We start from the raw sequence: 17616 nt of genomic DNA on the forward strand, positions 1-17616 counted from the left end.
CACGCCGAGCCGCTCAGGATGCACAAAGGATGATGATCGCGTCCGATCTCTAGCTGAATCTTGAAGCGCATGGCAAGCTGGTGCTCTGGGGCTTGAAGTTCCCCGCCGTCTCACCCGTGATCGGGCGCCCCTGGCCCGGATCACGCGCGGACGGCGGCGGTGGTCCGGGCCCCTGATTCGTTCGAAGAACAATCGCCACGCGACGGACGGGGCCTGCCCTGTCCGCGCGCTGACAGCGGGTCATGACGGCCCGCCACTCGCCTAAGGAGTCGTACACACATGGACTGGCGTCACGAGGCCGCCTGTCGGGTCGAGGACCCGGAGCTCTTCTTCCCCATCGGCAACACTGGGCCGGCCCTCACCCAGATCGAGGAGGCGAAAAAGGTCTGCCAGCGCTGCTGCGTCTGCGACAAGTGCCTCGCTTGGGCTCTCGAGGCCGGTCAGGACCACGGCGTGTGGGGCGGCATGTCCGAGGACGAGCGGCGCACCATGAAACGTCGCGCGGCCCGAGCACGCAAGGCGGCCTGAGTCTCCGAGTCCCCTTACCGGGAGGGCGCCGGCCGACGTCGGCGCCGCACTTCGTCGTGCCCGAGACCTCACTGCCTCGGGGCCCGGCTCACAGGGCCAGTGTCTCGGCCGGGATGACGACCCGGGAGGTGGCACCGACGCCGTCGGGGTTGTTGAACAAGGTGAAGTCACCGTGCAGGTCGGCCGCCAGCGTCGCGACGATCGACGTGCCGAGGCTGTCGGTGTGGAAGAGCCGGAAGTCATCGGCCAGACCGACGCCCTGGTCGACGACGTCGAGGATCAGCCCGCCGTCCTCCTGACGCTGCGGAACCACGCGCACGGCACCGTCACCGGATTCCAGGCCGTGCTCGATCGCGTTCTGGCACAGCTCCGTCATGATGAGCGACAACGAGGTGGCCACCTTGGCCGGGACGAGCCCGAAACTCCCCTCGCGGGTGACGCGGACGACACCGGAACTGGCCGCCATGTCCCCGACCATCTGCAGAATCGTGTCCGCTATCTCGTCGAACTCGGCGGCCTCATCAATGCTCCGCGACAGGATCTCGTGGACGATGGAGATCGACTGCACACGACTCATCGCGTCGTTGAGGTCATTCTTGGCCTCGGGGGAGGTCGCCCGCCGCGACTGCAAACGCAACAGGGCCGAGACCGTCTGCAGGTTGTTCTTGACCCGGTGGTGGGTCTCGCGGATCATCGCGTTCTTCGTCTGGAGTTCGCGGTCGCGATACCGCAGATCGGTGATGTCGCGGCACAGCGCAACGATCGCGACGCACTCGCTGTCCCTGGTCAGGGGCAGAATGCGCAATCTCATGGAACCGGCACTGTTCTCGGCCTCGTACTCACCGCCCGCCATGCCGTCGAACCGCGCGTGAGTGGGTTCCACGGGCTGGACCTGCGCTCCGAGGCCCTCCTCGGTCAGGGACCACAGGTTGTCGCCGATGAGATCGCCCACCAGACCAAGAAGCCGGTAGGCGGAGACCGCATTGGGGCTCGCGTACTCCATGAGCCCCTCGGCGCGGGCCAGGATGAGACCATCGCCGACGTGGGGACTGAGCGTGGGATCGCTCGGCGGGTCGATCGGGAAGTCACCATGCCAGACCATGTCGGACAACATGTCGGCGATCCTCAGGTAGGCGTCCTCCATGGCGCCGGGTGCTCGCACACCCATCCTGTTGGTGTGCCGCTCCAGGATGCCGATGACCTCGTCGTGACGGATGATGGGGATCGCCAGGACGTCGACGGGTATGCCGGCCTGCAGCTTGTTGTTGCTCGTCTCACAGATCTCGCGCGACAGATAGGCCTCGACGACCAACGAGTCGGGCTCGTAGCGGATCTCGGAGCCGACGACGTCCTCCTCGAGGGCGGTGGGGCCGGTCACCGGCCGGCGCTGGGCGATGGCCCAGAAGACGTTGTCATCGACGTCCGGCACCCACAGGATGAGGTCGGAGAAGCTGGTGTCCGCCAGCACGTGCCATTCGCGGACGAAGGAGCTGAGCCAGAGCCGATCCTCCTCGCCGATCTCAGTGTGCTCGGCAAACATTCGCTCCATCGTCTGCATGCGCCGATCCTACCGAGCTGACGAGCACCGGCCCCCGCGGCCGTGGCCGGGCCGTGAGACTAGAGGACCTGTTCACTGATCATGGTGAGACGGGCGATGCGGGCGCGCAGCTCTCCCGAGGCGCACGGCGTGCCGGAGCAACTGCGCTGCACCAGGGTGCTGATGGTCGCCTCGATCCCGAAATCATCCATGCAGCTCTCGCAGATCATCAGGTGGTGACGGATCTCGTCCGCGGTGGCCTCGGGCAATTCACCGTGCAGGAAGGCGTGAACGCTGGCCGCGGCGTAGTCGCACGCCGCCTCGTCGGTCGCGCTCACGGGGAAGAAGTCTGAGCTGAACTCGTTCATCTGTCACGCTGCCTTCCGATGCCGTGCTCACGGGCGTAGTCCGCCAGGGCCTCGCGCAGCTGAGCCCGGCCACGATTGAGCCGCGACATCACCGTGCCGATGGGGGTTCCCATGATTTCGGCGATCTCCTTGTATGAGAAACCGTCCACGTCAGCCAGCAGCACCGCCTGACGGAAGTCATCCGACAACGAGTTGAGTGCGTCGGTGACCGCCTGGTCGGGGATGGAGTCGAGGGCCGCCATCTCGGCCGATTGCAGACCACTCGAGTCATGAGAGGCCGCCCTCGCCAACTGCCAGTCCTCGACCTCCTCGCCGCCACTGGTCTGCGGCTGGCGCTGGGCCTTGCGATAACTGTTGATGTAGGTGTTCGTGAGGATGCGATACAACCAGGCCTTGAGGTTGGTGCCCGGTTTGAACTGCTTGAAGGAGCTGAAGGCCTTCACATAGGTCTCCTGCACGATGTCCTCGGCATCGCTCGGGTTGCGCGTCATGCGAAGCGCCGCGCCGTAGAGCTGATCGAGATAGACCATGGCATCGCGCTCGAATCGGGCGATCCGCTGCTGCTGCGTCTCGGTGTCGCGAATGTCGTCGGCCTGCTGGGTCAGGTCGAAGCCGGCATCGCTCATCTCATGCGTCGGGTTCATCGCATACGACAGTACCGAATCTCTCGGTGCAGTCATCGTCATCACACCGAGGAAACGCCCAGGTGCGGCACGGTATTCCCACAGGCCGGGTGATCGTGGATCCGACCCGCTGCCCCAACGCCGCCGGGCGCCGTACCACGGTTGTCACCCGGCTCGCTACTCTGGGCGTCATGGATGACTCGGCGACCTGGACCCGTGCGGCCGGATCCGACGGCGCGGGCTGGCCGGCGCCGTACCCGGGCCGGGCGCTGCACGCGACGGTCGAGGTGCCCGGGTCGAAGTCCGAGTCCAACAGGGCACTCGTCCTGGCCGCCCTCAGTGACGGCCCGAGCACCCTCAGCGGTCTCCTCGACGCTCGGGACACCCGCCTCATGGCCGCAGCGTTGCGCTCCCTCGGCACCACCGTCGAGACCACCGGCAGCACCTGCCGCGTCACGCCGGGCCCGCTGCACGCGGCGACCCGGCCGATCGACTGCGGACTGGCCGGCACCGTCATGCGCTTCGTCCCACCGGTTGCGGCGCTGGCGGGCGGGTGCAGCTCGTTCACCGGGGACGAGCGGGCCGGCGAGCGTCCCCTCGCCCCGCTGCTCGAGGGTCTGCGTCAACTCGGCGCCTGCATCGACGCCGACGCGGTCCCCTTCACGCTCGACGCCGGTACCGGCCTGAAGGGCGGCACCGTACGTATCGACGCGAGCAGTTCCAGCCAGTTCGTCTCGGGTCTCATGCTCGCCGGGGCCCGCTTCGAACGGGGTCTGGACATCGTGCACGTCGGCAGCGCGGTGCCATCGGCTCCCCACATCGCAATGACGATCGACATGGCCGCGCGTCACGGGGTCCGGATCGAGACCCTCGAGACCGGTCATCACTGGCGGGTCCACTCCGGCGTCATCACGGCCCGCGATGACCGGATCGAACCCGATCTGACCAACGCCGCGGTGTTCCTCGCCGCCGGCGTGCTCACCGGCGGGACGGTGTCCATCGCCGGCTGGCCACGTCGCAGCACGCAGCCGGGTGCGGTGATCGGTTCGGTCCTGGCCCGCATGGGCGCCACCGTCATCGAGGCCCCCGACGGCCTGGGGGCCTCGGCCGTCTCCCTCAGGGGCGCCCGGCTCGACCTCCACGAGGCCAGCGAACTGACACCGGTCGCCGCCGCGCTGGCAGTCGCGGCGCACGGGTCCACGACGATCACCGGCGTCGGCCACATCCGCGGCCACGAGACCGACCGCATCAAGGCCATCGTCACCGAGCTGAACCGGCTGGGCGTCCCGGCCGGGGAACTCCCCGACGGCCTCACCATCACGGGCATGGCCGGGCACCTCGACCGGCTCCATCCGAGCGAGGGCGATGGCCTGTTCGCCTGCCACGCCGACCACCGGATGGCGCACCTGGGCGCCCTCATGGGCCTGGTCATCCCCGGCGTGCGGCTCGACGACGTGGGGTGCACCAGCAAGACCATGCCCGACTTCACCCGACGCTGGGACACCATGGCGGGGACCCGATGAGTCCCCGCCGCACACGCGGCGCCATCGGCCGTGGCACCGACTTCGACACCCATGACTTCGGGCGCCCCGCCAAGCGCAGCCGCCCACGGACGAAGGACCGCCCCGACTACTCGGCCGCCCGGATCGCCCGCGTCATCACCGTCGACCGCGGCCGGTACCACTGCCGGATGGTCGACGGCGACCAGCACCCGCTCGTCGCGACGAAGGCCCGCCGGCTCGGACGCAAGGGCGTCATCGTCGGCGACCTGGTGCGCGTGGTCGGGGACACGAGCGGCGACGAGGGCACCCTGGCGCGCATCGTCCAGCTGGAACCCCGTCGCACCGAGCTGAACCGCACCGCTGATGACACCGACCCCTACGAACGGCCGATCGTCGCCAACGCCGATCAGCTCGTCATCGTGACGGCCCTCGCCGATCCCCCGGCCCGGCCCGGCATGATCGACCGCGTCCTGGTGGCCGGGTACGACGCCGGCGTCCGCCCCGTCATCGCGTTGACGAAGGCGGACCTGGCCGACCCGGCCGAGCTCATCGCACTGTACGAGCCCATCGACGTGCCCATCGTCGTCTCCGAGCCGGATTCGGATCTCTCGCAGCTGCGTGAGCTCCTGGCCGGGAAGACGACTGTCTTCGTCGGCCACTCCGGTGTCGGCAAGTCGACCCTCATCAACCGCCTGGTGCCCGGCGCCGACCGCGCCACCGGCCAGGTGAACGAGGCGACCGGCAAGGGGCGGCACACCTCGACCTCGGCCGAGGCGATCGCCCTGCCCCCCTTCGACGGGCCGGGCGGCCATGATCCCGGCTGGGTCATCGACACGCCGGGCGTCCGCAGCTTCGGCCTGAGCCACGTGGACCCCCAGACGATCCTGGAGGCCTTCACCGACCTGGCGGATTTCACCGCCGACTGCCCACGCGGCTGCAACCACCACTCCGATGCCCCCGAGTGCGGCCTGGATGAGGCCGCCGGCCGCGGGGAACTCGCCGCCGCGCGCCTGGAGTCCTTCCGCCGCGTGCTGGAGGCGGTCGACCGGCCCGAGGAGTACCGCTGAGCCACGCCGAGCGCGGGCGAGCCGGCAGGCCGGCGTCGGGATCGCCGGATAGAGTCGGCTCATGGCCGCTGTACCTGACTTCACCGATGATCTGCGTCTGGCCCACCTCATGGCCGACAACGCCGATTCCCTCACGCTGAATCGGTTCAAGGCGCGCGACCTGAAGGTGCGGGCCAAGGCCGACCACACGCCGGTCTCGGAGGCCGATCAGGCCGTCGAGGCCTCGGTGCGTCACACGCTGGCCACCGCCCGTCCCCGCGACGCCGTGCACGGCGAGGAGATGCCCGACACCGGTTACGGTCCCCGCCAGTGGATCATCGACCCGATCGACGGCACGGCCAACTACGTGCGGGGAGTGCCGATCTGGGCCACGCTCATCGGCCTGCAGGTCGCCGGGGAGATGGTCGTCGGTGTCGTCAGCGCGCCCGCCCTCGGCCGACGCTGGTGGGCGTCCAAGGGCGGCGGGGCCTTCACCGGCACGTCGCTGTTCAACCCGACACCCATCGGCGTCTCGGGCACCTCGGCCATCGCCGACGCCTTCCTGTCGTACTCCTCGATCCATGGCTGGATCGAGACCGGGCGTGGCCAGGAGTTCGTCGATCTCATGCGCGACTGCGGCCGGACGAGGGCCTTCGGTGACTTCTTCAGCTACATGCTGGTCGCCGAGGGCGCCGTCGACCTGGCCTGCGAACCCGACCTGGAGCTGTACGACATGGCGGCCCTCGTACCGATCGTCACCGAGGCCGGCGGCCGCTTCACGAACCTGGACGGCGAACCCGGCCCGGTCGGCCCGGGCGCCCTCGCCACCAACGGGTTCCTGCACGACGAGGTGCTCGCCCGCCTTGCCCCCGACCAGGACGACCCCGAACCCTGAGCCCTCCCCGTCGGCTCCAGTGCCCCTCTTTGTCCAACTGGCCGGGACCGGTGCGCTTCGTGGGTGGGTTCGCTGCGTTCGGCAGGCCCCTCCCGCCCTGTGATTCACAGGTTCGCCGAGGCGAACATGTGAATCACAATGCCCGATGCCGAGCCCTGAGGGGCCTGCCGAACTCCGCTCACAGCCAACCCGGTGCGGGCCGAGTGGAGCCTGCGGGGGCCTTTCAGGGCTCGGCTCCGGGCATCTGGCGCACCTGTTCGCGCAGCGAACCTGTGCGCCAGCGGGCGGGAAAGGCCCCCACAGGCGCAACGGACCCGACCCGTGCAGCAACCCACCCACCGCGAGCAGGCAACCACACGCGGCAGATCAGGCGGCGAGGCGGTGGAGCATTCGGCTCAGCGTCTGCTGGGGGCGGCACCGCCTGGGCCCATGCCGCCGTCGTTGCCGGGTGCCATGCCACCACCGCCGGGCCCCATGGCACCGCCGCTGGACTGGTTGGCGACCACGTTCGTCGAGGTGCCGTCGACGCTCACCGTGTAGGTGCCGCCGGGGGTCATGGCCGGGGAGCTGACGATGATGTTCTGGGCCGCCCTGGCCAGCGTGTAACTGGCGATCTCGGTGCCGGACTCGTCCGAGATCGTCACGGTGGAGCCGGCACGGCCGTCCGCGGAGGCCTGGACCCAGCCCTGCGGGGAGTCGGCGTCGGGCGACTCGGCCATGCCCTGGCTGCCCGCGGCGAAGAGCGTGCCGCCGGTGATCTGCAGGGAGGTGCCGACGTCGAGGGCGCCGTTGTCGCCGCTGCTTGGGCCGTTGATGACGGTGGTGCCGCCGGAGATGACCATGTCGCCGTTGGAGTCCAGGCCGTCGCCGTCGGCGGTGATCGTGACGGTGCCGCCGGCGATCGTCAGCGTCGAGTCGGTGGTGGCCATCGGGTCCTGGGACGTGCCCGAGCCGTCGGAGGCGTTCATGCCGTCATCGCTGGAGGTCACCTCGACGGTGCCGTCGTTGATGGTGATGTCGTTGGCCTCGAAGCCCTCGTAGCTGGTGGAGACGGTGACGGCTCCGCCGTTGACCAGCAGCGCGTTCTCGGCGTGCACCCCGTCGTCGCCGCTGGCCAGGTCGATGGTGCCGCCGTCGATCTGGACGACGTCGTCGCTGTGCAGGGCGTCGTCGCTGGAGTCGATGGTGACGGTGCCGTCGGCGAGGCTCACGGCGACGCCTGCCTTGACGCCCTTGGTCGACGCCTCGTCGTCAGCCGCGGTGCCGGAACCGGCAGTGATGGTCGTCGTGCCGCCCGTCTGGATGACATCGGTGATCGCCGCCACGCCGTCGCCTCCGGCATCGATGGTCAGGGCGCCGTCGTCGATCTGGACATAGCCTCGTGTGGTGTCCTCCTCGTTGTCGGAGGTGAGACCGTCGCCGCCGCTGGTCACCCGGACGGTGCCGCCCTGAACGATCAGGTAGTCCTTGCCACGGATGCCGTCGTCGACGGCGGTCACGGTGATCGTGCCGGAGTCGATGACCAGCCCGTCCGTGCTGGTGATGCCGTCGGCGGTCCTGCCCGTCACGTCCAGGGCGCCCTGGCCGCTGATCGTCAGATCGTCCTTCGAGTGGAGCGCGGCGTTGGCCGCGCCGTCGGCGCTGGTGTCGTAGCCGGAACCGTCCGTGAGCCGGTTGACCGAGTCGTCCGCCAGCAGCACCACGGTCTCATCGGCCTCCTCCACGAGGAGGGCGGGGCCCGTCGAGCTGGTGATCTCGGCTCCGTCGAGGATGAGGCGGACTTCGCCCTCGCCAGTCGAGTTCACGATGATCCGGCCGTCGTCGAGCGTGCCGCTGATCCGGTAGGTGCCGACCCGGGTGATGGTGACGGTACTGCCGTCGATCGTCACGCCGTCACCGCCGCCGGAGGCACTCGCGCCGGACAGCGTGATGGTCACCACCGCGGACTCGTCGTACTCGGTGTCGGCCTCGTCGTAGTGCGAGCCCTTGTTGTTCGAGATGAGCGAGGAGGCCGTGGCCTGCTCACCGCCGGCAGTGGTGGCCGCACCCCCCGCCGCCTCACCGCCGCCGGCGGTGGTTGGGGCCGACGTGCTGGTCGCCGCCGGGTCGGTGGCGGCACTGCAACCCACGAGGCTCGCCGCGACAGCGAGACCGGCAAGGGTCTTCTTCCAAGAGATCATGTTCTGCTCCGTGCTGTTGAGGTGATCGGGGATCAGCGGGGCGCACTCGGGGGATGTCTGCGGTCCTCCGCCATGAACGGGGTTACTAGGACCGAGGGGGTGTCGGACGGCTGATGGGTATGTGCGTCACGGGGACGTGCGGCGCGGGAACGGTACTGGTGGAGAGGTACTCCCCCACGACCAGGTCGGGGGCGAGGCGAGTCATCGTCCGGTGCCACTTGTTGTGCGGCAGGTTCTCGCGCAGGAAGGCCATGCCGGTGGCGTACTTGCTGAACCGGGCCGGCCGGCAACCCAGTCGCCACAGCAGACGGTCGGCCGCGCTTGCCGCCGCACCGGGTGACTTGGTCTCGACGACGACCGTCTGCCCGAGGCGGCCGGTCCGCCGGGTGATCTCGTAGAGCCAGGACAGGCCGTGGTCGAGGGTGAGTCGGGCCCGGGAGACCGGGTCGAAGAACGTCATACGCCGATAACGAGTGCTCAGCGTCGGCCGCAGGGCCGCCAGGCTCACCGGACCAACACCCGCCCTGCCGAGCGCCCCGTCGATCATCAGCTGCTCCGCGTCGCTCCACTGATCGGGGTGTCCTCCGGTCACCTCGATGCGTTCCTTGACGGTGTGCTCCCCGCGGCGGGTCTTGACCTCCAGCCAGCTGGTACCGGTGTCGAGATAGCTGCGCTCGCGGATCTTCCACCGGCGCTTGCGGCCGCGGGCGGCTGCGTAATAACTGTCGAGGGCATCGGTGTCGAGGTAGGTGGAGTCGTAGGTGAAGCTCTGACGGCCGTCGATCGTCAGGACCCGGGTCCAGGGCGGCAGCTCCTCGAGCAGCCCGGCCAGGAGGCGCGGCGGGACGAGGTACTTGCGGTCGACACGGATCTGCAGGGCGCCGGCGTTGTTCAACTCGGCCAGGTCGATCGGCGGGAAGCCCGCCGTGGGGGTTTCGCGGGGCATCATGGTGGTGCTCATGCCCGTGCCCCATGGGCGCCACCTGCGACGGGGCCTGGCGCGGCGCGACGGGCCCCGTCCTCGTCGCCGTCGGTGGCCCGGAACCGGACGTCGACCAGGGTGGTGTCGTTGACGAAGTCCAGACGCTGCACCGAGGCGGTGAGTACCTCGCCGCCGAGGCGGGCGCTCAGCTCATGGCGGAGAGCGGCCTCGTCGGCGATCGCGTGGTCGAGCAGGACGACCTGGCGGTTGGCCCGCCCGGTGACACGACGGGTGTCGATGATCGCCATGGACAGGACGAGGACGACCATCAGCGCAATGCCGTAGGTCAGTGACACACCGACACCGCCGAGCAGCCCCCAGTGCCAGGGCGCTGAAGTAGTAGGCGGTCTCGATCTGGCTGAGTTCCTCGGAGCGGAGCCGGATGATCGACAGGACGCCGAACAGGCCCATGCCCAACCCGGCCGCCGTCGCGCTGATGGACAGGGCGAAGGCGACGGCCATGACGCCGATGTTCACCGTGATGTAGGAGACGACCATGTCCCGGCGGTGGTGTCGTGGCAGGTAGACGCCGAACACCAGGAGGCAGATCATCACCACATCGATGGCGGCGAGAATGAGATCGGACATGGGCAAGTCTCCTTCGGTCGGGGGCCACCAGACAATCCAGCGCGCAAATCTGTGGCATTTCTGTGCGAAACTTGTGACGAAAGCTGTGTCTCTCGGATCACAGATTTCGCACAGAATACTCAAGGAGATGGAACAGCTGGGACACTGGAGACCGAACGGAGGGTGCGGACACAGCAGTCAGCGACCCGGCCGGCTCGTGAGCCGACCGGGTCGTGCAGCACAGCGAGGACTGGTCTCAGCGGATCACGCGGCAGCTGATGGTGTTGGGAACCTCGGCGAGGGCATCGAGCCAACCGGACTCGGCAGCCACGACGTCGGTGACCGCGTAACCGATCTCACCGCGGGTGGACAACGCCTGGAAGGCGATGTTCGCGTTGTGCTCGGACAGGACCGAGTTCATGGTGCCGAGGACGCCCGGGACGTTGCGATGGATGTGGACCACGCGGTTGCCCTCACGGGCCGGAACGGTCACCTCGGGCAGGTTCACGCTCATCGAGGTGCCGCCGGTCGTGACGTACTCGGTGAGCTTGCCGGCCACGTAGCGGCCGATGCTCACCTGGGCCTCCTGGGTCGACCCGCCCACGTGCGGGGTCAGGATGACGTTCGGCAGGCCCTGCAGCGGCGACACGAAGGGCTCGCCCGCCTTCTTGGGCTCGGTCGGGTAGACGTCGACCGCCGCCCCGGCCAGGTGGCCGGAGCGCAGCGCCTCCGCCAGGGCCTTGTCGTCGAAGACGGAGCCGCGCGAGAGGTTCAGGAAGAATGCGCGGGGCTTCATGGCGGCGAACTCGTCCTCGCCGAAGAAACCCGTGTTCTCGGGTCGGCCGTCGACGTGCAGGGTGACGACGTCGACCTGGGCGAGCAGGTCCTCGAGGCTGTCGCAGCGCCGGGCGTTGCCCATGGCCAGCCGGTCCTGGATGTCGTAGTAGTAGACGCGCATGCCGAAGGCCTCGGCGAGCACGGACAGCTGCGAACCGATGTTGCCGTAGCCGACGATGCCGAGTCGGCGACCGCGCACCTCGTGGGAGCCGGACGCCGACTTGTTCCAGGTGCCCTCGTGCATCTGGGCGTTGCGGTCGGTCAGGTGCCTGGCCAGGGCGATGATCTCGGCCATGGCCAGCTCGACGACCGAGCGGGTGTTGGAGTAGGGGGCGTTGAAGCAGGCGATGCCCTTGGCCGCGGCGGGCTCGAGGGCGATCTGATTCGTGCCGATGCAGAAGGCGCCGATGGCCTTCAGGCTCGAGGGGATTCGCGCCAGAACCTTGTCCGTGACATTGGTGCGTGATCGGATGCCCAGGAGCTCCACGCCGTCGAGTGCGGCCACCAGTTCGTCCTCCCCCAGCGCACCGGCGCGTGTCTCCACGTCATAGCCGGCCTCGGTGAGGATCCGGGTGGCCTCCGGGTGGATGTTCTCGAGCAGAAGTGCCTTCATGGCGTGAATCTTATGCGGGCGGGTCATCGGGCCCCGGGGGCATCTCATCCGGCACCTCAGTGGCGGTCCGCCGGCTCGACGCGGTTCTGACCCGGAGCTTCGGCACCGAGGCGAGCAGATTCCGCGTGTACTCGCGGGCCGGGCTCGCATAGATCTGCTCGATCGGCCCGGACTCGACGATCCTGCCGCTGCGCATGACGGCGACGTGATCGCACACGTGCCGGACGACGGCCAGGTCGTGGCTGACGAAGATGAGCGTCAGCCGGTCGCTGCGCACCAGGTCGGCGAACAGGTTCAGCACGTGGGCGCGCACCGAGACGTCGAGGGCCGAGACGGCCTCGTCGGCGATGAGCACGTCCGGGCGGGGGGCGATGGCCCGGGCTATGGCGATGCGCTGGCGCTCGCCACCACTGAACTCGTGCGGGTAGTGGCCGGCGGCATCGGCCTCGAGTTCGACCTGTTCGAGCACTTCGGCGAGGCGCTCGCCGTGGTTGCGCGGGACGTCGGGTCGGCTGCGCAGCAGAGGCGATCGGAGCGGCTCGGTGATGATGTCGCCCACCGTCATGCGCGGGTCGAGTGAGCTTCGCGGGTCCTGGAAGACCATCTGCACGCTGGAGCGCAGGTCACCGAGCTGCCTGCTCGAGGCGTTGTCGATGCGGCGCCCGCGGAACAGCACCTCGCCGGAACTCGGGGGGAGCAACGCGTCGAGAACACGGATGAGGGTGCTCTTGCCCGAACCCGACTCCCCCACGATGCCCAGCCGCTGGCCGGGCCGCACCGTCAGGTCGACGCCGTCGAGCGCCGTCGTGAGGACCCTTCCGCGGGTGCCGCTGCGCCGGAAGGTTCGTGAGACCCCGCGTGCCTCGAACACGGGCACGCCCGGGTCCGGCTCGTCGTCGGTCATGGCCGCCCCTCCTTCCCGTCCCAGAAGTTCTCGATGACCGGAAGCGGCCGTCCCGGCTCGATCTGGTCGATTCGCGCGGTGGCGATCAGGCCGGCGGTGTAGGGGTGCTGGGGGTTCTCGAGCACCTGGGCGATGGGCCCGGACTCGACGATGGTGCCACGGTACATGACCAGCACCTCATCGCAGACCTGCGAGACGACGGCCAGGTCGTGACTGATGAACAGGCACGCGGCGCCCGCGGCATCGAGCTGCTCGTCGAGCAGGCGCAGTACTCGCGCCTGGACGGTGACGTCCAGGGCGGTCGTGGGTTCGTCGCAGATGACGAGTTCGGGCTGGTTGATGAGGGCCATGGCGATGAGCGCGCGCTGGCGCTGCCCGCCGGAGAGCTGGTGCGGGAAGCTCATCGAGATGCGCTCCGGGTCGGGCAGACCGACCTGGCTGAGCATCTCGATGACCCGTTCGCGGGCCCTTCCGGCCGGGGCGCCCTGGTGCAGGCGCAGCACCTCGGCCACCTGCCGCCCGACGCGCATCGTCGGGTCGAGAGCCGTCATGGGCTCCTGGAAGATCATCGAGACGACGTCACCGCGCAGCCGGGCGAAACCCGTGTCGGACAGCCCGACGAGCTGGCGTCCGCCGAGTTCGATGGAGCCGCTGACCCGCGCGGTGTCGGGCAGCAGCCCCATCGTGGCGAGCGCGGTCACTGATTTCCCGGAGCCGGACTCGCCGATGATACCGACCCTGGCCCCCTCGCCTACGGTCAGATCGATGCCGTGCAGCGCCTCCGCGCGGCCGAAGCCGATGCGCAGATCACGGATCCTGAGCAGCGCGCCCATCTCAGGCCTCCTGCCTCAGTCTGGGGTCGAGGGCCTCGCGCAGGCCATCGCCGAGCAGGTTGAAACCCAGCACCGTGATGGCGATGAACACTGCCGGTACGGCGATCTGGGCCGGATGGTCGTAGACGAACTTCTGCGCGTCGTACAGCATCCGCCCCCATGTGGGTGTCGTCGGCTGCGTCCCCACTCCCAGGTAGCTCAGGGCGGCCTCGGCGAGGATGGCCCTGCCCAGTGCGGAGGAGACCTGCACGAGGACGACGGGGAGGATGTTCGGCAGCACGTGCCGCCAGGCGATGGCCGTCCAGCCGATGCCCGAGGATCGGGCGGCGGCCACGAAGTCGCGGCTCATGACGCTTCGGCTCGCGGTGTTGGCGACGCGGGCGAAGGCCGGGATGGAGCTGATGCCGATGGCGATCATCGCCGTCATCGTCGAGCCGGTGCCGTTCGCCGCGGCCAGCAGGATGGCCAGCAGCAGCGCGGGGAAGGCGTAGAAGATGTCGGCCCAGCGCATGATGCGCCGTCCGACGTGCCGGCGGCTCATCCCGGCCAGGATGCCGATCGGCACGCCGAGGAGGGCGCCGATCGTCACCGCCATGACACCGACGAGCATGCAGATACGGGCGCCGACGAGGATCCTGGAGAAGATGTCCTGGCCGAAACCGTCGGTGCCGAGCGGATAGGTGCGGCTGGGGGGCTGCAGGGCGATCGAGGCGTCGACCAGGCCGGGGTCGTGGGGTGTCCAGAAGAACGAGACGACGGCCAGGATGCAGATGAGGCCGACGAGTACCGCGCCGACGACGAGTGGGTGGGAGCGCCTCATGAGCTCGTCTCCTCGTCCTGAGCACGCACCCGGGGATCGAGCAGGTGGTAGCAGATGTCGACGACCGTGTTGATGACGAGGACGATCGCCACGAAGATCATGACGATCGCCTGGACGACGGGCAGGTCCCGCTGGTTCACCGCGGTGAGCAGCTGCGAGCCCAGGCCGGGCAGCAGGAACACGTTCTCGACGACGATCGATCCGACGAACAGTGAGGCCAGTTGCAGGCCGGCCACCGTGATGACCTCGAGGCTCGCATTGCGCAGGCCGTGCCGGATGACGGCCGGGACGAAACGCCAGCCGACGGCGCGGGCGGTGCGGAAGTAATCCTCGTTGAGCACGTCGATGAAGGCCGACCGCACGTAGCGGATGAGCATGGCCGCCTCGACGACGGCGATGGCGGCAACGGGCAGCACGAGATGACGCAGCCACTGCAGTGGATTGCTGGTCAGCGGCGTGTACCCGTTGGCGGGCAGCCATCGCAGGGTCACGGCGAAGACGATCATGAGGACGAGTCCGACGAGGAAGTGCGGGACGGCCATGGCGACCTGGGTGAGGCCGGAGATGATGACGCCATCGGCGCGCTTGCGTCGCACCGCGCTGTACAGCCCGGTGGGAACGGCCAGGACGACGCCCATGAGCATCGACAGGGTCGCCAGCCATGCCGTGACGGCGAGCTTGGGGCCGATGATCGAGCCGATCGGCGCGCCCGACAGCGCAGAGGACCCCGGTTGCCCGGTGAGAAGCCCGCCGAGCCATTCGACGTAGCGCAGCAGCAGGGGCCGGTCCAGTCCCATCCGTTCGCGCAGGGCGGCGATGGAGGCCGGATCGGAGTTGGGACCGAGAATCGTCGCGGCGACATCACCGGGCAGCGCATTGATCAGGGCGAACACGATGAACGAGGCGATGAGCAGACTGCCCGCGAGGCTCAGGAGTTGGCGTGCGATGGCGCCAAGGGCACGCATGGGTCGTCAGATGTCCGTCGACGAGGCCGCCGTCAGGTCCATCGACTCGCTCGTCAGGTTCTCGGAGATGCCCGAGATGCCCGCGCGCAGGACGACGAGATTGGCCATCGAATAGAGGAAGTCCGCTGCCGCGTCGTCGGCGAGGACACGGGCGGCCTGCTTCATCTTCTCGGTCTGCTCATCGGCCGGGCCCGTCTTCGCCTCGGTGATCAACTGAGTGAACTCCGGGTTGTCGTAGTGCCAGTAGTACTCCGGGTTGGCCCATTTGGCGATGTCCCGGCCCTCGACGTGGCTGATGATCGTCATGTCGTAGTTCGACTTCGTCATGACCTCGTCGATCCAGCGCGATGGGAACTCGAGGGTGTCAGTGGTGACGGTGATGCCCACCTGGGCGAGCTGACTCGTGATGAACGTGGCGGCTGAGGTGGCGTACGGCAGGCTCGGTACACGCAGGGACAGGTCGAGTCCCTCGCCGTAGCCGGCCTCGGCCAGCAGCCGACGGGCCGTGTCGGGGTCGTAACCGTAGGTGTCCGCGAGGTCCTCGTACCAGGGGTCGGTCGGGGCGACCATCGAGCCGATGAGCGTGCCGTAGCCGGCCGTGACCGTCTGCAGCAGATCGGACCGGTTGATGGCGTAGTTGATGGCCTGGCGGACGCGCACGTCGGAGAACGCCTCACGCTGGTGGTTGAAGCCGAGGACGACCTCGCCCATCGACGTGCCGTTGAGAATGGTGTACTGATCCGGGTCCTCGAACTGACTGATCGCCTGGGGGGCCTGCATGTTCGAGATGACGTCGAGGTCACCGCTGCTCATCGCGGAGTTCTCCGCGGTCGGATCGGAGAAGTACTTGAAGGTGACGGAGTCGAAGACGGTCGGTGTGCCCCAGTAGGATTCGTTCCTGGTCAGCACCATCGGGTTGCCCTCGCTCCACGACTCGAAGACGAAGGGCCCCGAGCCCGCCGGGGCGGTACCGAGCGAGTCGATCCCATCGGGGTCGTAGATGATCCCGGCGGTCTGGGCCGCGTAGTAGAGCCAGTCGTTGTCGCGCTGGGAGAGTTTCACGACGACGGTCGATGCGTCCTGCACGGTGACCGATTCCATGGCGCCCAACTGGGACTTGAGCGTGGCGAGCACCGCATCGTCGTTCTTGACACGCTCGAGCGAGGTCTTGACCGCCTCGGCGTCCAGCGCGGCCCCGCTGGCGAAGGTCGCCTTGGGCTGCAGGGTGAACGTGTAGGTGAGCCCGTCCTCGGACTCGTTCCAGCTCGTGGCCAGCAGCGGCACGATCTGGCCGTCCGAGTCGATCTTCACGAGTGTCTCGTACACGTTGTAGAGCAGCGCCTGCGGGATCGCCGCTCCGCTGTTCGTCGATGGATCCAGCGCGGCGGGAGGGGCCGTGGCCCCGATGACGAGCTGACGCGCCTGCTCCTGGGTCTCCGCGCCGCCACTCGAGCAGGCGACGAGCGACGCCGCGGCGCCGATCACCGTTGCCCCCAGAAACGAACGACGTCCGAGCCGGATGTTCATTGACGGTCCCCCTCGATTTCGCGTACAGCGGGTGCGGTCTCCGGGGCGAGGCCGATCGGCGTGCGTCCTCCGGAACGAGTCTGCCGAAATCTTACGTCACCGGTCCCCGGCCGCTGGGCCACGCTCCCCCACCCCGCCCGGGATCGATCCGTCGGTTTTGGCTTTCGGGCGTGGACGTCTATAGTTGACTGAGCCGACGCGGGGTGGAGCAGTTCGGTAGCTCGCTGGGCTCATAACCCAGAGGTCACAGGTTCAAATCCTGTCCCCGCTACGATGAGACCGCCCGGTTCCGAGGATCATGCCGCGGAGCCGGGCGGTTCGTTCGTCCTGGCCGGTCCGCCACGGTTCGAGGACGAGGCAGGAGACACCGAACCACCGTCCCCGGCCGGCGCGTCCTGCCCCGCTGCCCTTCCGCCGTGAGGAGCGACACAGCCGGCCTCATCCCTACGGACGAGGACTGCTTCATGGCGAACCGACGAAGTCGTCCGCAGGGCCGATGCGCGGGCCGGGCCGAGGCGGCACGATGAGGTCATGCGTGACGTGATCTGCCTCCTCATAGTCCTCTTCGTCGCCGTGAGCGCCGGCGACTTCGTCCTGGCTGTCTCGCAGAACATCGGAGCCGGCGTCTGGCCGGCCCGCGGGCTGGGCACGGCGATCTCGGCTGTCGTCGGCGGTCTGGGACACCTCCTGATCCTGCGAGGCAGGCAGCGGTTCGCGCGGGGCTCACGGTGATGCCCACCGGGACTGCAACGGCCCCGGCCAGGGCACCGGCGTGCTCGCGCAGTCCCAGCGCGGGTTGGTGCGTGTGAGCCCGCTGAACTCGCCGCCCCCGAGAGCAGCCGACTCCCCAGGACGCGTGAGGCATCTCACCTGCCGCCACGCGGCGCAT

General features: G+C 68.8%; 17 protein-coding genes, 1 tRNA gene and 1 pseudogene. 6 read left to right on the forward strand and 13 right to left on the reverse strand.

Annotation, left to right across the window (positions count from 1 at the left end):
• The first annotated feature begins 279 nt into the window (after nucleotides 1–279).
• Entirely contained in the window at nucleotides 280–528 is a 249-nt protein-coding gene (locus PROPJV5_RS01110; RefSeq protein ID WP_119714500.1) for a WhiB family transcriptional regulator, read from the forward strand.
• 88 nt (nucleotides 529–616) lie between these two features.
• Here PROPJV5_RS01110 and PROPJV5_RS01115 read toward each other — a convergent pair whose 3' ends face one another.
• The 3 genes from PROPJV5_RS01115 to PROPJV5_RS01125 are packed head-to-tail and all read right to left on the reverse strand — an operon-like array spanning nucleotide 617 to nucleotide 3059.
• Entirely contained in the window at nucleotides 617–2086 is a 1470-nt protein-coding gene (locus PROPJV5_RS01115; protein ID WP_119714501.1) for a sensor histidine kinase, read from the reverse strand.
• A gap of 59 nt (nucleotides 2087–2145) precedes the next feature.
• A complete protein-coding gene (locus tag PROPJV5_RS01120; RefSeq protein WP_119714502.1) occupies nucleotides 2146–2433 on the reverse strand; it encodes a zf-HC2 domain-containing protein in 288 nt (95 codons plus the stop codon).
• Nucleotides 2430–3059 carry a sigma-70 family RNA polymerase sigma factor gene (locus PROPJV5_RS01125; RefSeq protein ID WP_182858533.1) on the reverse strand — a complete coding sequence of 210 codons (630 nt, stop codon included), beginning with the start codon at nucleotides 3057–3059 and terminating at the stop codon, nucleotides 2430–2432. The genes PROPJV5_RS01120 and PROPJV5_RS01125 overlap by 4 nt, the downstream gene beginning before the upstream one ends.
• Nucleotides 3060–3247: 188 nt before the next feature.
• On the opposite strand from PROPJV5_RS01125, the gene aroA reads away from it, so the two are divergent.
• From aroA to PROPJV5_RS01140, 3 genes are all read left to right on the forward strand, one after another.
• On the forward strand, nucleotides 3248–4579 hold the full coding sequence (gene aroA / locus PROPJV5_RS01130) for a 3-phosphoshikimate 1-carboxyvinyltransferase (protein WP_119714656.1): 1332 nt from the start codon (nucleotides 3248–3250) through the stop codon (nucleotides 4577–4579).
• Entirely contained in the window at nucleotides 4576–5625 is a 1050-nt protein-coding gene (rsgA, locus tag PROPJV5_RS01135; protein ID WP_119714504.1) for a ribosome small subunit-dependent GTPase A, read from the forward strand. The genes aroA and rsgA overlap by 4 nt, the downstream gene beginning before the upstream one ends.
• Nucleotides 5626–5686: 61 nt before the next feature.
• Nucleotides 5687–6499, forward strand: a complete 813-nt coding sequence (locus PROPJV5_RS01140) for an inositol monophosphatase family protein (RefSeq protein WP_119714505.1) — start codon at nucleotides 5687–5689, stop codon at nucleotides 6497–6499.
• Nucleotides 6500–6894: 395 nt separating this feature from the next.
• Here PROPJV5_RS01140 and PROPJV5_RS01145 read toward each other — a convergent pair whose 3' ends face one another.
• The 10 genes and pseudogenes from PROPJV5_RS01145 to PROPJV5_RS01185 form a co-directional block, all read right to left on the reverse strand.
• Nucleotides 6895–8679: a carbohydrate-binding domain-containing protein gene (locus tag PROPJV5_RS01145; RefSeq protein WP_119714506.1), complete on the reverse strand. Its 1785-nt coding sequence runs from the start codon at nucleotides 8677–8679 to the stop codon at nucleotides 6895–6897.
• An 85-nt stretch (nucleotides 8680–8764) separates the two neighbouring features.
• Nucleotides 8765–9640, reverse strand: coding sequence for a polyphosphate polymerase domain-containing protein (locus PROPJV5_RS01150; protein WP_220474282.1), 876 nt, complete (start codon nucleotides 9638–9640; stop codon nucleotides 8765–8767).
• Nucleotides 9637–9957 (reverse strand): DUF4956 domain-containing protein, encoded by a 321-nt coding sequence (locus tag PROPJV5_RS12785; RefSeq protein WP_239018338.1) that lies wholly within the window; start codon nucleotides 9955–9957, stop codon nucleotides 9637–9639. The genes PROPJV5_RS01150 and PROPJV5_RS12785 overlap by 4 nt, the downstream gene beginning before the upstream one ends.
• A 76-nt stretch (nucleotides 9958–10033) precedes the next feature.
• A pseudogene (locus PROPJV5_RS12790) lies at nucleotides 10034–10249 on the reverse strand (DUF4956 domain-containing protein); the annotation flags it as partial.
• A 235-nt stretch (nucleotides 10250–10484) separates the two neighbouring features.
• Nucleotides 10485–11678 carry a phosphoglycerate dehydrogenase gene (gene serA / locus PROPJV5_RS01160; RefSeq protein WP_119714507.1) on the reverse strand — a complete coding sequence of 398 codons (1194 nt, stop codon included), beginning with the start codon at nucleotides 11676–11678 and terminating at the stop codon, nucleotides 10485–10487.
• Nucleotides 11679–11688: 10 nt separating this feature from the next.
• Nucleotides 11689–12582: an ABC transporter ATP-binding protein gene (locus tag PROPJV5_RS01165; RefSeq protein WP_119714508.1), complete on the reverse strand. Its 894-nt coding sequence runs from the start codon at nucleotides 12580–12582 to the stop codon at nucleotides 11689–11691.
• Complete coding sequence (locus tag PROPJV5_RS01170; protein WP_119714509.1) at nucleotides 12579–13415, reverse strand: ABC transporter ATP-binding protein; 837 nt, start codon at nucleotides 13413–13415, stop codon at nucleotides 12579–12581. Before PROPJV5_RS01170 ends, PROPJV5_RS01165 begins: the two co-directional genes overlap by 4 nt.
• Before the next feature lies 1 nt (nucleotide 13416).
• Nucleotides 13417–14235 carry an ABC transporter permease gene (locus tag PROPJV5_RS01175; RefSeq protein WP_119714510.1) on the reverse strand — a complete coding sequence of 273 codons (819 nt, stop codon included), beginning with the start codon at nucleotides 14233–14235 and terminating at the stop codon, nucleotides 13417–13419.
• Nucleotides 14232–15200, reverse strand: coding sequence for an ABC transporter permease (locus PROPJV5_RS01180; RefSeq protein WP_119714511.1), 969 nt, complete (start codon nucleotides 15198–15200; stop codon nucleotides 14232–14234). The genes PROPJV5_RS01175 and PROPJV5_RS01180 overlap by 4 nt, the downstream gene beginning before the upstream one ends.
• A gap of 6 nt (nucleotides 15201–15206) precedes the next feature.
• A complete protein-coding gene (locus PROPJV5_RS01185) occupies nucleotides 15207–16727 on the reverse strand; it encodes an ABC transporter substrate-binding protein (protein ID WP_119714512.1) in 1521 nt (506 codons plus the stop codon).
• A gap of 197 nt (nucleotides 16728–16924) precedes the next feature.
• On the opposite strand from PROPJV5_RS01185, the gene PROPJV5_RS01190 reads away from it, so the two are divergent.
• Nucleotides 16925–16998: transfer RNA gene (locus PROPJV5_RS01190), tRNA-Met, on the forward strand.
• A 260-nt stretch (nucleotides 16999–17258) separates the two neighbouring features.
• A complete protein-coding gene (locus tag PROPJV5_RS01195; protein ID WP_119714513.1) occupies nucleotides 17259–17459 on the forward strand; it encodes a hypothetical protein in 201 nt (66 codons plus the stop codon).
• The last annotated feature ends 157 nt before the right edge of the window (nucleotides 17460–17616 follow it).

It is taken from the genome of Propionibacterium ruminifibrarum, from assembly GCF_900289195.1.
In the GTDB taxonomy this organism is placed as follows: domain Bacteria; phylum Actinomycetota; class Actinomycetes; order Propionibacteriales; family Propionibacteriaceae; genus Propionibacterium; species Propionibacterium ruminifibrarum.

What these genes read in the sequence shown, in the direction of transcription:
- PROPJV5_RS01110 (WP_119714500.1), top strand. Translation starts at nt 280, where the DNA reads ATGGACTGGCGTCACGAGGCCGCCTGTCGGGTCGAGGACCCGGAGCTC.
- PROPJV5_RS01115 (WP_119714501.1), bottom strand. Translation starts at nt 2,086, where the DNA reads ATGCAGACGATGGAGCGAATGTTTGCCGAGCACACTGAGATCGGCGAG.
- PROPJV5_RS01120 (WP_119714502.1), bottom strand. Translation starts at nt 2,433, where the DNA reads ATGAACGAGTTCAGCTCAGACTTCTTCCCCGTGAGCGCGACCGACGAG.
- PROPJV5_RS01125 (WP_182858533.1), bottom strand. Translation starts at nt 3,059, where the DNA reads ATGAGCGATGCCGGCTTCGACCTGACCCAGCAGGCCGACGACATTCGC.
- aroA (WP_119714656.1), top strand. Translation starts at nt 3,248, where the DNA reads ATGGATGACTCGGCGACCTGGACCCGTGCGGCCGGATCCGACGGCGCG.
- rsgA (WP_119714504.1), top strand. Translation starts at nt 4,576, where the DNA reads ATGAGTCCCCGCCGCACACGCGGCGCCATCGGCCGTGGCACCGACTTC.
- PROPJV5_RS01140 (WP_119714505.1), top strand. Translation starts at nt 5,687, where the DNA reads ATGGCCGCTGTACCTGACTTCACCGATGATCTGCGTCTGGCCCACCTC.
- PROPJV5_RS01145 (WP_119714506.1), bottom strand. Translation starts at nt 8,679, where the DNA reads ATGATCTCTTGGAAGAAGACCCTTGCCGGTCTCGCTGTCGCGGCGAGC.
- PROPJV5_RS01150 (WP_220474282.1), bottom strand. Translation starts at nt 9,640, where the DNA reads ATGAGCACCACCATGATGCCCCGCGAAACCCCCACGGCGGGCTTCCCG.
- serA (WP_119714507.1), bottom strand. Translation starts at nt 11,678, where the DNA reads ATGAAGGCACTTCTGCTCGAGAACATCCACCCGGAGGCCACCCGGATC.
- PROPJV5_RS01165 (WP_119714508.1), bottom strand. Translation starts at nt 12,582, where the DNA reads ATGACCGACGACGAGCCGGACCCGGGCGTGCCCGTGTTCGAGGCACGC.
- PROPJV5_RS01170 (WP_119714509.1), bottom strand. Translation starts at nt 13,415, where the DNA reads ATGGGCGCGCTGCTCAGGATCCGTGATCTGCGCATCGGCTTCGGCCGC.
- PROPJV5_RS01175 (WP_119714510.1), bottom strand. Translation starts at nt 14,235, where the DNA reads ATGAGGCGCTCCCACCCACTCGTCGTCGGCGCGGTACTCGTCGGCCTC.
- PROPJV5_RS01180 (WP_119714511.1), bottom strand. Translation starts at nt 15,200, where the DNA reads ATGCGTGCCCTTGGCGCCATCGCACGCCAACTCCTGAGCCTCGCGGGC.
- PROPJV5_RS01185 (WP_119714512.1), bottom strand. Translation starts at nt 16,727, where the DNA reads ATGAACATCCGGCTCGGACGTCGTTCGTTTCTGGGGGCAACGGTGATC.
- PROPJV5_RS01195 (WP_119714513.1), top strand. Translation starts at nt 17,259, where the DNA reads ATGCGTGACGTGATCTGCCTCCTCATAGTCCTCTTCGTCGCCGTGAGC.